General features: G+C 72.0%; 9 protein-coding genes. 3 read left to right on the top strand and 6 right to left on the bottom strand.

Annotated elements, in window-relative coordinates:
- Nucleotides 1-12 precede the first annotated feature (12 nt).
- A complete protein-coding gene (locus KME66_RS24545) occupies nt 13-804 on the bottom strand; it encodes a TSUP family transporter (RefSeq protein ID WP_216325978.1) in 792 nt (263 codons plus the stop codon).
- A gap of 242 nt (nt 805-1,046) precedes the next feature.
- Here KME66_RS24545 and nirB point away from each other — a divergent pair, with 242 nt between their 5' ends.
- From nirB to KME66_RS24530, 3 genes are all read left to right on the top strand, one after another.
- A complete protein-coding gene (gene nirB, locus KME66_RS24540) occupies nt 1,047-3,668 on the top strand; it encodes a nitrite reductase large subunit NirB (protein ID WP_216325959.1) in 2,622 nt (873 codons plus the stop codon).
- Nucleotides 3,668-4,027 carry a nitrite reductase small subunit NirD gene (nirD, locus tag KME66_RS24535; protein ID WP_073216989.1) on the top strand — a complete coding sequence of 120 codons (360 nt, stop codon included), beginning with the start codon at nt 3,668-3,670 and terminating at the stop codon, nt 4,025-4,027. Before nirB ends, nirD begins: the two co-directional genes overlap by 1 nt.
- Before the next feature lie 154 nt (nt 4,028-4,181).
- Complete coding sequence (locus KME66_RS24530; RefSeq protein WP_073217144.1) at nt 4,182-5,348, top strand: alkaline phosphatase PhoX; 1,167 nt, start codon at nt 4,182-4,184, stop codon at nt 5,346-5,348.
- Between the two features lie 118 nt (nt 5,349-5,466).
- Here the strand turns inward: KME66_RS24530 and KME66_RS24525 are convergent, their stop codons facing one another.
- The 5 genes from KME66_RS24525 to KME66_RS24505 all read right to left on the bottom strand — a co-directional run bounded on the left by KME66_RS24525 (nt 5,467) and on the right by KME66_RS24505 (nt 12,759).
- On the bottom strand, nt 5,467-5,877 hold the full coding sequence (locus tag KME66_RS24525) for a VOC family protein (RefSeq protein WP_216325956.1): 411 nt from the start codon (nt 5,875-5,877) through the stop codon (nt 5,467-5,469).
- 207 nt (nt 5,878-6,084) lie between these two features.
- Nucleotides 6,085-7,122: a helix-turn-helix transcriptional regulator gene (locus tag KME66_RS24520; protein ID WP_073216986.1), complete on the bottom strand. Its 1,038-nt coding sequence runs from the start codon at nt 7,120-7,122 to the stop codon at nt 6,085-6,087.
- Between the two features lie 701 nt (nt 7,123-7,823).
- Nucleotides 7,824-10,535 (bottom strand): pyruvate, phosphate dikinase, encoded by a 2,712-nt coding sequence (gene ppdK, locus KME66_RS24515; RefSeq protein WP_073216984.1) that lies wholly within the window; start codon nt 10,533-10,535, stop codon nt 7,824-7,826.
- 365 nt (nt 10,536-10,900) lie between these two features.
- Nucleotides 10,901-11,578 carry an HAD family phosphatase gene (locus KME66_RS24510; RefSeq protein ID WP_073216983.1) on the bottom strand — a complete coding sequence of 226 codons (678 nt, stop codon included), beginning with the start codon at nt 11,576-11,578 and terminating at the stop codon, nt 10,901-10,903.
- A complete protein-coding gene (locus KME66_RS24505) occupies nt 11,575-12,759 on the bottom strand; it encodes an ABC transporter ATP-binding protein (RefSeq protein ID WP_253208471.1) in 1,185 nt (394 codons plus the stop codon). The genes KME66_RS24510 and KME66_RS24505 overlap by 4 nt, the downstream gene beginning before the upstream one ends.
- Nucleotides 12,760-12,764: the final 5 nt, after the last annotated feature.

Here is a 12,764-nt window from a genome sequence, read left to right as displayed (position 1 = left end):
CCACCTGGGGCCCTACGCGTTCCACTGGTCGAAGCCCAGCTTGGCGACCAGCGAGAACACCACCGTCAGCAGCACCGCCCGGACGAAGCCGCTCCCCCGGCTCAGCGCCATCCTCGCCCCGATCATCCCGCCCGCCAGGTTGAACACGGCCATCACGGCCGCGAGCTGCCACAGCACGGTGCCCTGGTAGGCGAACATCGCGAGCGCCCCCGCGTTGGTGCACACGTTGACGATCTTCGCGGTGGCCGACGCGGTCACCAGGTCCAGGTGGAGCACGGCGGTGAGGCCCAGCACCAGGAACGTGCCGGTGCCCGGCCCGAACAGCCCGTCGTAGAAGCCGATCCCGCCACCGACCAGCACGATCGCGGTGATGATCCGGGTTCGGGCGACCGGCCGGTCCGTGCCGTCGCCCGCCGCCGCCGTACCGAAGGACGGGCGCAGCAGGACGAAGGCCGCGACCCCCAGCAGCACCACCATGATCACCGGGCGGAGCACCTCGCTGCTGATCCCGGCGGCGAAGAACGCCCCCGTCATCGACCCGGCGAGCGCCATCAGTCCGATCCGCACCGCCAGCCCGACCCGTACCGGGGCTTTCCGCAGGAAGGTCACCGCCGCGCCCGAGGTGCCCACGATCGCGACGGCCTTGTTCGTGCCGAGGACCTGGGCCGCCGGTACGTGCGGCAGGCCGAGCAGCAGGGCGGGCAGGAGCAGCAGTCCGCCGCCGCCCACCACCGCGTCGATCCAGCCCGCGGCGGCCGCGGCGAGGCAGAGGAGGATCAGGGTCGTCAGTGTTATGTCAGGCACGAACCGACCTTAGACGCCTGTCGCCGGGCCTCCGCTCCCCCGCCCTGCCTCTCGCCCCGAAAGTCCTCGCATGCCCTCGCATGTCCTCGCATGTCCTCGCATGTCCTCGGCACGGTCGCCCTCACATGCCCCCGGCGCGGTCGCTGAGCGCACGGTTCCGCCCGGGTAACAGCCGGGATGCGGCCGGGAAACACCTCCCGCCCAGGCTCGGGGCATGAGGACAACCGACGGAGGCCACTGAGATGCCGGAGCCCACCTTCGAGCCGCGCACCACCGCCCCCGAAGCCGCCCCGAACGCCCCGGCGCACACCGCCGTTCCGACGATCGTGGTCGTCGGGCACGGCATGGTCGGCCAGCGGTTCCTGGAGTCCCTGGCCGAGCGCGGGCTGACCCCGGCGGCCGGCCGCTCCCGCGTCGTCGTGCTCGGCGAGGAGCCCCGGCCCGCCTACGACCGGGTGCGGCTCAGCTCGTACTTCGCCGGGCGGAGTCCCGGGGAACTCTCGCTGGTGGAGCCGGACTTCATGGCCCGGCACGGCATCGAGCTCTACGTCGGCGACCCGGCGACCGCCGTCGACCGGGCGGGGCGGACGGTGACCACGCGGTCCGGGGCGGTGTTCCCGTACGACACGCTGGTGCTGGCGACCGGCTCGTACCCCTTCGTCCCGCCGGTGCCGGGGAAGGACGCCCGGGGCTGCTTCGTGTACCGGACGATCGAGGACCTGCTCGCGATCGAGGAGTACGCGAAGGGCGCCGGGACCGGTGCGGTGGTGGGCGGCGGGCTGCTGGGCCTGGAGGCGGCCGGGGCGCTGAAGGGGCTCGGGCTCGCCACGCATGTGGTGGAGTTCGCGCCCCGGCTGATGCCGGTCCAGGTGGACGAGGGCGGGGGCGCGGCGCTGCTGCGGACGATCCAGGACATGGGCCTGAGCGTGCACACGGGGGTCGGTACGCGGGAGGTCACCGTGGGCGGGGACGGGGCGGTGACCGGGATGTCCCTCTCCGACGGGTCCTCGCTCGCCGTGGATCTGGTCGTCTTCTCGGCGGGCGTACGGCCCCGGGACCAGCTGGCCCGGGAGTGCGGCCTCGCGGTCGGGGAGCGCGGCGGGATCGTCGTGGACGAGGAGTGCCGGACCTCGGACCCGGCGGTGTTCGCGATCGGCGAGTGCGCGCTGGCCGCCGACGGCCGGGTGTACGGGCTGGTCGCGCCGGGCTACGAGATGGCCCGGACGGCGGCCGAGGTGATCGCGGGCGGGCGGTCCGCGTTCACCGGGGCGGACCTGTCCACGAAGCTGAAGCTGCTCGGGGTGGACGTGGCCTCGTTCGGCGACGCGCACGGGGCGGCCGAAGGATCGCTCGACGTCGTGTACTCCGACGCCAGGGCGGGGGTCTACAAGAAGCTGGTGATGGGCCCGGACGGAACCCTGCTGGGCGGAGTGCTGGTCGGGGACGCGGAGGGTTACGGCACGCTGCGCCCGCTGACGGGCACCGTACTGCCCGTCGCCCCGGAGCAGTTGGTGCTGCCGGCCGGGCCGGGCGGCGGGCCGGTGTCGCTCGGCCCCGGCGCGCTGCCGGACGAGGCGGTGATCTGCTCCTGCCACAACGTGACCAAGGGCGCGGTCTGCGGGCACACCACCCTGCCCGAGGTGAAGAGGTGCACCAAGGCCGGTACGGGATGCGGCAGTTGTCTCAAGGTGATCGGGCAGCTGATGCCGCCGCCGGAGGACGCGGGGCTGTGCGGCTGCTTCCCGTACAGCCGCGGCGAGCTGTACGAGATCGTCCGCACCCTGGGGGTCACGTCGTTCGTGGAACTGCTCGACTCGCACGGCCGCGAGGAGGCGCGGGGCGGCGACGGCTGCGAAGTCTGCAAGCCGGCGGTCGGCTCGGTCATCGCCTCGCTGGCGCCCACGGTCGGGGCGAGCGGCTATGTGCTGGACGGCGAGCAGGCGGCGCTCCAGGACACCAACGACCACTTCCTGGCCAACCTCCAGCGCAACGGTTCGTACTCGGTCGTGCCGCGCATCCCGGGCGGCGAGATCACCCCGGAGAAGCTCATCGTCATCGGCGAGGTGGCCCGCGACTTCGGCCTCTACACGAAGATCACGGGCGGTCAGCGCATCGACCTCTTCGGCGCCCGGGTCGACCAGCTCCCGCTGATCTGGACCCGGCTGGTGGACGCGGGCTTCGAGTCCGGGCACGCGTACGGGAAGTCGCTGCGCACGGTCAAGTCCTGTGTGGGGCAGACCTGGTGCCGCTACGGGGTGCAGGACTCGGTGAGGATGGCGATCGACCTGGAGCTGCGCTACCGGGGGCTGCGCTCCCCGCACAAGCTGAAGTCGGCGGTCTCGGGCTGCGCCCGCGAGTGCGCGGAGGCCCGGGGCAAGGACTTCGGGATCATCGCCACCGCCCAGGGCTGGAATCTGTACGTCGGCGGCAACGGCGGGGCCACCCCGCGCCACGCGGACCTGCTGGCCCAGGACCTCTCGGACGCCGAACTGGTGCGGCTGATCGACCGGTTCCTGATGTTCTACATCCGTACCGCCGACCGGCTGGAGCGCACCTCCGCCTGGCTGGAGCGGATCGACGGCGGCCTGGAGCACGTCCGGGACGTGGTCGTGCACGACGCGCTGGGGCTCTGCGAGGAGCTGGAGCGGCTGATGGCCGACCATGTGGCGGGCTACCGCGACGAGTGGGCGGCGACCATCGAGGACCCGGACCGGCTGCGCCGGTTCGTCACCTTCGTCAACGCCCCCGACGCCCCCGACCCCTCGGTGAGGTTCCTTCCGGAGAGGGACCAGATCAAGCCGGATCTGGAACTCCTCGCGGGACCCGTCCTCGCCGTCCGCACCCTCGAAGGGACCGCGTCCTGATGGCCACGGCGACGAGCACGACAGCGCGGGGCACCGGATCCGTCCGGCTCGCCCACGGCGGGGACTGGCTGACGGTCTGCGAGCGAGGGATGCTGATCCCCGGCCGGGGGGTGGCGGTGCTGCTGCCCGACGGGGACCAGGCGGCCGTCTTCATGGACCGGGCCGGCCGGGTGTACGCGGTCGGCAACCGGGACCCGTTCACCGGGGCGTACGTCCTCTCGCGCGGGCTGCTCGGCTCGGCGGACGGGCGGGCGTTCGTGGCCTCGCCGCTCCTGAAGCAGCGCTTCGACCTGGCGTCCGGGGCATGCCTGGACGACGAGGAGGTGTCGGTGCCGGTGTTCGCCGTACGAGCGGACTGAACCGGCCCCGGGGGCGGTCGGGGTGCCCTGCGCACCCTCTCCGTCACCCGTTCATCTCCCCTTGCCGTTCCGTCAACTCCGCACTCCTACAGTGCTGACGCGCGACCCGCCGGTCCGTCCGGAGCAGCGGGCCACACTCATGCGTGGAGTGATCGTGGAACGTCGGAACTTCTTGCGCACCGCGGTGATCGGCAGTTCGGCGGCCGCCTTCGGCGGCACTCTGTGGCGGGGCGCCGCCTTCGCCGACCCGGCCCAGCCGGCCCCCGGCCCGTACGGCGCGCTCCAGGCGGCCAACGGGGACGGGATCCGGTTGCCGAGCGGCTTCACCAGCCGCGTGATCGCCCGCTCCGGGCAGACCGTGCCCGGCACCTCCTACCGCTGGCACCGGGCGCCGGACGGCGGCGCGACGTACGCCGACGGCTCGGGCTGGATCTACGTCTCGAACGCCGAGGTGTCCCCCGGCAGCGGGGGCGGGGCGAGCGCGGTGCGGTTCAACTCCTCGGGGACGGTGACCTCCGCGTACCGCATCCTGGGGAACACGAACAACAACTGCGCGGGCGGCGCCACCCCGTGGAAGACCTGGCTCTCCTGCGAGGAGGTCACCCGGGGGTACGTCTACGAGACCGACCCGTGGGGCGTGAACGCGGCGGTGCGGCGCCCGGCGATGGGCCGCTTCAAGCACGAGGCGGCGGCGGCCGACCCGGACCACGGCTACATCTATCTCACCGAGGACGAGAGCGACGGCCGCTTCTACCGCTTCCGGCCCTCCACCTGGGGGAATCTGTCGAGCGGCACCCTTCAGGTGCTGGTCGCCGGCTCGGGCACGTCCGGTCCGGTGACCTGGTCGAACGTGCCGGATCCGGCCGCCTCCTCCACGCAGACGCGGTACCAGGTGTCCGGGGCGAAGGTGTTCAACGGCGGCGAGGGCTGCTTCTACGCGGCGGGCACCTGCTGGTTCACCACCAAGGGCGACAACCGGGTGTGGGCGTACGACGCGACCACCTCGTCGATCTCCCTCGCCTACGACGACTCCCTGGTGACGGGCGGCTCCGCCCCGCTGACCGGGGTGGACAACGTCACCCGCTCCGGGTCCGGCGACCTCTACATCGCGGAGGACGGCGGCAACATGGAGATCTGCCTGATCACGCCGGACGACACGGTGGCCCCGTTCCTGCGGATCACCGGCCAGTCCGGCTCGGAGATCACCGGGCCGGCGTTCTCGCCGGACGGCAGCCGCCTCTACTTCTCCTCGCAGCGCGGGACGAGCGGCAGCTCGTCCGGCGGCATCACGTACGAGGTGAAGGGGCCGTTCCGCAGCTGACGCGGACGCTCCGCACGCGCCGGGTGGCCCGCAGGGGGCGTCCACGCCCCCTGCGCGGCCCCCGCGCACTCCCACGGCCCCGGCGCACCCCCGCGACACCGGCACCCGCCATCACGGCTCAGGCCTGGCCCTCGGCGGCGGCCGGGTCCATCCAGACGACCTCCCAGATGTGGTGGTCGGGGTCCTGGAACGACCGGCCGTACATGAAGCCCAGGTCCTGCGTCTCGCCCGCCGGGGAGCCGCCGGAGGCCAGCGCCGCGTCGGCGAGCTCGTCGACCTTCTCGCGGCTGTCGGCGCTGAGGGCGAGGATGACCTCGGTCGCCGTCGAGGCGTCGACCACGTCCTTCTTGGTGAACTCCTTGAAGCGCTCCTCCGTCATCAGCATCGCGAAGATCGTGTCGCTGATCACCAGACACGCGGTCTTGTCGTCGCTGAACGCGGGGTTCGTCGTGTAGCCGAGCTTCCCGAAGAAGCCCACCGTCGTCTCCAGGTTCTTCACCGGCAGGTTCACGAAGATCATCTGAGTCATGGCCGTTTCCTCTTCCTCTGTCCCGTGGCGCCCGCGGTGCTCCGTCCGGCGCTTTCGATGGGTAGACGGCGGGGCCGCGCGGAACTCATCGCCGTTCGGCGGAGAAATTTCCCGGACGGCGGACGGCAGGCGGCGGACGGCACACGGCACACGGCACACGGCAGGCAGCGGAGGGCGGACGGCCGGCAGCGGTGTGACCATCGGCCCCTAGTGAAGGGTGAGCGGGGCCCCGCCGCGCAGCAGGGAGCCGCCGAGCGGGGTCAGGGTGTGCAGGACCGAGCTGCCGTGGCGCAGCGTCAGGACCAGGCCCGCCTCGCGCAGCACGGAGGCGTGCTGGCTCGCGGACGCCAGCGACACCCCGGCCCTGCGGGCGAGTTCGCTGGTGGTGCAGCCCGTCCCTATCGAGGAGAGGACGGCCGAGCGGGTGTGGCCGACGAGACGGCCGAGCCAGGGGCCCGGCTCGGCGAAGACCGGGGCGCCGGGGTTGGTCACCGGATAGACGAGGACCGGCGGCAGCGAGGGGTCCCGGTAGACGACGGGCGTGCCCCGGCAGAAGAAGGAGGGCTGGAGCAGCAGCCCGCGCCCGTCCAGATGCAGGTCGCGGTCGACCGGGTAGTCCGCCTCCAGCACGGGTGAGCGCCACCGGATCGTCGGGGGCAGGGTGGCCAGCAGCTCGTCCGTGCCGCCGTCCAGCAGGGCCCGGCCGCGTACGGCCCGGTCCGCCTCGATGCTGGCCCGGATGTGCGGCCAGTAGGGCTCGACGGCCGCTTGGTGGTAGCTGCGGAGCGCGCCGATGAGCCGGGTGAGCGGCTCGGCACGGCCTTCCATGAGCGCGGCGGGCAGCGCCGTGGCCGCGCGGCCCGCCCCGGCCGCGCGCTGACCGACCGACCGGTCTGTACGGTGCCGTGTGCGGTCGGCGGCCAGCAGCTCCAGCTCCGCGTGGACCCGGTCGGCGGGGGTGTCGCGCAGGGCCTCCATGCCGACGTCGAGCCCGAAGGGCTCGGCGCCTTCCTGAGAGGGCGTCAGGAAATCCGGGAAATAGCCCCGGGGCGGAACGACCGCCGCCAGCAGCTGCGCTTCACCATTCAACCGTGCCCGGGATTCCGTACGCCATTTCCCGAACACCGTCGAAGCGCGCCGGTCCCTGAGCCGGTGAAAACTCAGAATGGTTTCCCACAACGCGTCCGGTCTCGTGGCCATCCGCACCCGCGAAAGGTCCAGCCTGGACACATGGATCCGCAGCACTACTCCCCCACCTGTTGCATCCGCAATTCCCCCCACCGAAGGGTATGCGGACCGTCACAGGAGGTCACCACGGGGTTTCGGCCAGAAGTGAAAGGCCTCGCCCCGTTCCGCTTCACCGAAGAGGCTGTACGACGTCGGGTACGCATCCGGTGCCCACCGGATGAGCACGTGAAGGCCGTGGGGGGCTTTGCGTGTTCGGCGGCGGTGGGCGACGGTGCGGCTCCGTACCCGACGGGGGTAAGCCGGGTGCGGTCCATGGGTGGGGATCCATGGACCGCACCCCGGTCCGGCTTCCCGACCGTCACCCGAATTTCTTTGCGCATTAAACGAAGCAATGTGCTCTGCGCCACATTCTTCGTTGACATTCGGTGCGCGCTCCTGACGGCTTCTCCGTACCGCCGGTCATTTCCGCGCACACCTCTCCCGTACCGCCGGTCGCATCCGGCCGCACCGGGCCCCTTACCGCCGGTCACTTCGGTCGGCGCAAAGCGAAGCGGCGGCACCCCCGCACAGGGTGCCGCCGCTTCTCGGTGCTCCGGGGCCGCCGCCGGGCCGGGGCGCCCGGTGAGGGCCGGGCTCGGCTGCCGGGGCGGTCCCGGAGGGGCAGGCCGCTCAGCGGCCGTGGTCGGTGGGCAGGGCTGTTCGTGCAGCCCTGCCCCTGAGGTCCGGGGTGTTCGTGCACCCCGGACCATGAGTCCGGGTCAGCGGCTGTCACTGCCCCGGGACTCGGCTGCGGCCCGGCCCGCCTCCAGGCGGGCGACGGGGATGCGGAACGGCGAGCAGGAGACGTAGTCCAGGCCCACCTGGTGGAAGAAGTGCACCGACTCCGGGTCTCCGCCGTGCTCACCGCAGACGCCGAGCTTGAGGTCCGGGCGGGTGGCCCGGCCGGCCTCGACGGCGCTGCGGACCAGCGAGCCGACGCCGTCCTTGTCGATCGTCTCGAACGGGGAGACCCCGAAGATGCCCTTCTCCAGGTACGCGGTGAAGAACGAGGCCTCCACGTCGTCGCGGGAGAAGCCCCACACCGTCTGGGTCAGGTCGTTCGTGCCGAAGGAGAAGAACTGCGCGGCCTCGGCGATCTGGCCGGCCGTCAGCGCGGCGCGCGGCAGCTCGATCATGGTGCCGATGGTCAGCTTGAGGTCGGTGCCGGTGGCCGCCTGGACCTCCTCGATGACCCGGTCGGCCTCCTCGCGGACGATCTCCAGCTCCTGGACCGTGCCGACCAGCGGGATCATGATCTCGGCGCGCGGGTCGCCCTTGGCGTTCTTGCGGTGCGCGGCGGCCTCCGCGATCGCCCGGACCTGCATGGCGAACAGGCCGGGGATGACGAGCCCGAGGCGCACGCCGCGCAGGCCGAGCATCGGGTTCTGCTCGTGCAGCTTGTGCACGGCCTGGAGGAGACGCAGGTCGTTCTCGTTGGCGTCCTTGCGGGACTCGGCGAGCGCGACGCGCACCGACAGCTCGGTGATGTCGGGCAGGAACTCGTGCAGCGGCGGGTCCAGGAGGCGGACCGTGACGGGCAGTCCGTCCATCGACTCGAACAGCTCGATGAAGTCGGCCTTCTGGAGCGGCAGGAGTGCCGCCAGCGCGGTCTCGCGCTCCTCGTCGGTGTCCGCGAGGATCAGCTTCTCGACCATCTCGCGGCGCTCGCCGAGGAACATGTGCTCGGTCCGGCACAGGCCGATGCCCTGGGCGCCGAAGCGGCGGGCCCGCAGGGCGTCCTCGGCGTTGTCGGCGTTGGCCCGTACGCGCAGCCGGCGTACCCGGTCCGCGTACGCCATGATCCGGTGCACGGCGGCGACCAGTTCGTCGGCGTCGTCGGCGCCCGCGTGCATGCGGCCCTCGAAGTACTCGACGACCGGGGACGGCACGACGGGCACCTCGCCCCGGTAGACCTTGCCGGTGGAGCCGTCGATCGAGACGAGGTCGCCCTCCTCGATCACGATGCCGCCGACCGTCATCCGGCGGCGCTTGGTGTCGACCTCCAGGTCCTCGGCGCCGCAGACACAGGTCTTGCCCATGCCGCGCGCCACGACCGCCGCGTGCGAGGTCTTGCCGCCGCGCGAGGTGAGGATGCCCTCGGCGGCGATCATGCCTTCGAGGTCGTCGGGGTTGGTCTCGCGGCGGATCAGGATGACCTTCTCGCCGGAGCGGGACCACTTGATCGCGGTGTACGAGTCGAAGACAGCCTTGCCGACGGCGGCGCCCGGGGACGCGGCGATGCCCCGGCCGAGCAGCTCGGTCTTCGCCTCGATGTCGAAGCGCGGGAACATCAGCTGGGCGAGCTGCGCGCCGTTCACCCGCTGGAGGGCCTCGGCCTCGTCGATCAGGCCCTGGTCGACGAGCTGGGTGGCGATGCGGAAGGCGGCGCCGGCGGTGCGCTTGCCGACCCGGGTCTGGAGCATCCAGAGCTGGCCGCGCTCGATGGTGAACTCGATGTCGCAGAGATCCTTGTAGTGGTTCTCCAGGGTCTCCATGATCTGCATGAGCTGGTCGTACGACTTCTTGTCGATCGACTCCAGGTCGGCGAGCGGCACCGTGTTGCGGATACCGGCGACGACGTCCTCGCCCTGCGCGTTCTGGAGGTAGTCGCCGTAGACGCCCTGGTGGCCGCTGGCCGGGTCGCGGGTGAAGGCGACGCCCGTACCGGAGTCGGGGCCCAGGTTGCCGAAGACCATCGAGCAGACGTTGACGGCGGTGCCGAGGTCGCCGGGGATGCGCTCCTGGCGGCGGTAGAGCTTGGCCCGGTCGGTGTTCCACGAGTCGAAGACCGCGTTTATGGCGAGGTCCATCTGCTCGCGCGCGTCCTGCGGGAACTCGCGCCCGGCCTCGGACTCGACGATCTTCTTGAACTGCTTGACCAGCTTCTTCAGGTCGGCCGCGGCGAGGTCCGTGTCGACCGTGACCTTCTTCGCGTGCTTGGCGGCCTCCAGGGCCTCCTCGAAGAGCTCGCCGTCGACCCCGAGGACGGTCTTGCCGAACATCTGGATGAGGCGGCGGTAGGAGTCCCAGGCGAAGCGCTCGTCACCGGACTGGGTGGCGAGACCCGCCACGGAGGCGTCGGAGAGCCCGATGTTGAGGACCGTGTCCATCATGCCCGGCATGGAGAACTTGGCACCCGAGCGGACGGAGACCAGGAGCGGGTCGTCGGCCTGGCCGAGCTGCTTGCCCATGCGCTCTTCCAGCGCCGTGAGGTGCGCACTCACCTCGTCGCGCAGCGCGGTCGGCGCGTCACCGCTCTCCAGGTAGACCTGACAGGCCTCGGTGGTGATCGTGAAGCCCGGAGGGACGGGCAACCCGAGGTTGGTCATCTCGGCGAGGTTGGCGCCCTTGCCGCCCAGAAGATCCTTCAGATCCTTGTTGCCCTCGGTGAAGTCGTAGACGAACTTCTGGGGATCGTTGTTTTCCGACACGGGTCTCGACTCCTCGAGGACGCGGTGGCTGCCCTGACGGCGAGGAACATACCCAGATCGAAGGTGTATGGGTACGTCCACTTGGTCGTCATACGGCCGCAACCACCCGTCCGCCAGCAGATCGAAAGGGTCGCCCGGCCGAAGCGCAGGAATCCTTGAGTTCACCTCCTGAAGGCGACATGGCCGAATCTTGACCATAGCCGCTCATCCGAGCGGAGAGCGGAGCAGGTGAGTCCACTTCTCGAAGGGAAGAGGGTGGCACTCAGTGCCACGTCTTCCAGAAGTGCAGCCAGCCGTTTTCCGCTCATCTGAGCGCAACCCCGATCAAGGGTGGCGTGAATCACGCCCGATTCGGACCCCGGATTTCAGGATCCGGACTCCTCGGGACGCCTCAGGCAGTCGCCGAGCACCCCGGGATCCACCTCTTCCAGGCTACGGGCGAAGGTCCTGCCCCGCGCGGGATCGACCGGCAGCAGCGAGGGCACCACGAGCACGGCACACCCCGCGGCGTGCGCGGACGCGGTGCCGTCCGGGGAATCCTCGACGGCCACACAGGCCGACGCCGGGACCCCGAACCGGGTCGCCGCCGCCATGTACGGATCGGGGTGCGGCTTGGTCCGTACGGTGTCGTCGGCGGAGAGCGTGAAGGCGAAGGGCACCTTCGCCAGCGACCCGGCCACCACCGCGTCCACGACGCTGCGCGGGGACGCGCTGACGAGGGCGAACGGCACCCGGTGCCGCTCCAGGGCCGCCAGCAGCGCGGCGGCCCCGGGGCGCAGCGGGGCGCCCGCGTCGACCTTGCGGTGGAAGGAGCCGGTCAGCTCCGCGACGACCCCGGGCAGCCCGGCCGCCGTGCCTCCCGTCACCGCGATCAGATGAGCGGCGGTGTCCGCGACGGCCCGGCCGACGACCTCCGGGGCGTCCGCTTCGGTGAGCCGGTGGCCCAGTCCGGCGGCGACCTCGTGGGCCGTCTCCCACCAGAGCACCTCGGTGTCGACGAGGGTGCCGTCCATGTCGAACAGCACGGCGGCGGGCATGCTCATGCCGCCGCCTTCCCGGCCCGGCCGTCCGTCCGCGAACCGGCGGCGGGACCCGCGGGAACGACGAGCACCGGACGCGGTACGGGCGTGACGCGGGCCCGTACGCCGGGCAGCAGGTCCGCCGCGTCCCGGGACGCCAGGTCGGCCTTGACCGCGACACCGTCCGGGAGGTCGAGCAGGACCCGGGTGACCGAGCCGAGGAACGACGCGGAGACGACGGTGGCCGGCCCCCCGGGCTCGGCCTCGACGCGAACGCCCTCGGGCCGGATCAGCACGTCCACGGGCCCGCTGCCGCCGAGGACCTCGCCGTCGGCCGGCAGAACCGGCAGGGTGCAGCCGGCGACCTCGACCGAACCGGTGCCGGTCAGACGGCCGGGCAGCCGGTTCATGGTGCCGACGAACTCCGCGACGAAGGCCGTGGCGGGCCGTTCGTACAGCTCGGCCGGGGGCGCGCACTGCTCCAGGCGGCCCGCGTTGAGGACGGCGACCCGGTCGGCCATGGAGAGGGCCTCCTCCTGGTCGTGGGTGACGAAGATGGTGGTGATCCCGAGCGAGAGCTGCAGGCGGCGGATCTCCTCGCGGAGGGTGAGCCGGACCTTGGCGTCGAGCGCCGAGAGCGGTTCGTCCAGCAGCAGCACCCGGGGGCGCAGGGCGAGCGCGCGGGCCAGGGCGACCCGCTGCTGCTGGCCGCCGGACATCTGGTGCGGGAAGCGGCCGCCGTGGTCGGGCAGCCCGACCAGGTCGAGGAGTTCGGCGGCGGTGGCGTGCCGTTCGGCGGCGGGCGCCTTCCGCACGCGCAGGCCGAAGGCGACGTTGTCGCGGGCGTTCAGGTGGGGGAAGAGGCTGTAGGACTGGAAGACCATTCCGGCGTCGCGCCGGTTGGCGGGGACGCGGGTGATGTCCTCGCCATCGACCAGGACCTCACCGGAATCCGGCTGCTCGAACCCGGCGAGCACCCGCAGCGCGGTGGTCTTGCCGCAGCCGGAGGGGCCGAGGAGGGCGAGCAGTTCGCCGGGTTCGGCGGTGAGGTCGAGCCCGTCGAGGGCCACGGTCGGGCCGAACGCCCGGCGCAGCGAGCGGAACTCCACCCGGGCTCCGGTGGCGGGCGGCGCATCCCCGGCGAGCCGGGCCGCGTCGGGGCGGCGGCCGGCTGCGGCGGTGGGCTGGACTGGCAGGGCTGACATGGTCG

It is taken from the genome of Streptomyces sp. YPW6 (assembly GCF_018866325.1).
Classification (GTDB): Bacteria; Actinomycetota; Actinomycetes; order Streptomycetales; family Streptomycetaceae; genus Streptomyces.
The sequence above is the reverse complement of the archived record's forward strand: the minus strand, read 5'-3'. Positions and strand labels throughout refer to the sequence as shown.

Excerpts from the sequence above, each read along its gene's own strand:
- KME66_RS24505 (WP_253208471.1), bottom strand. The coding sequence starts at position 12,759 with ATGTCAGCCCTGCCAGTCCAGCCCACCGCCGCAGCCGGCCGCCGCCCC.
- nirB (WP_216325959.1), top strand. The coding sequence starts at position 1,047 with ATGCCGGAGCCCACCTTCGAGCCGCGCACCACCGCCCCCGAAGCCGCC.
- KME66_RS24525 (WP_216325956.1), bottom strand. The coding sequence starts at position 5,877 with ATGACTCAGATGATCTTCGTGAACCTGCCGGTGAAGAACCTGGAGACG.
- nirD (WP_073216989.1), top strand. The coding sequence starts at position 3,668 with ATGGCCACGGCGACGAGCACGACAGCGCGGGGCACCGGATCCGTCCGG.
- KME66_RS24510 (WP_073216983.1), bottom strand. The coding sequence starts at position 11,578 with ATGAGCATGCCCGCCGCCGTGCTGTTCGACATGGACGGCACCCTCGTC.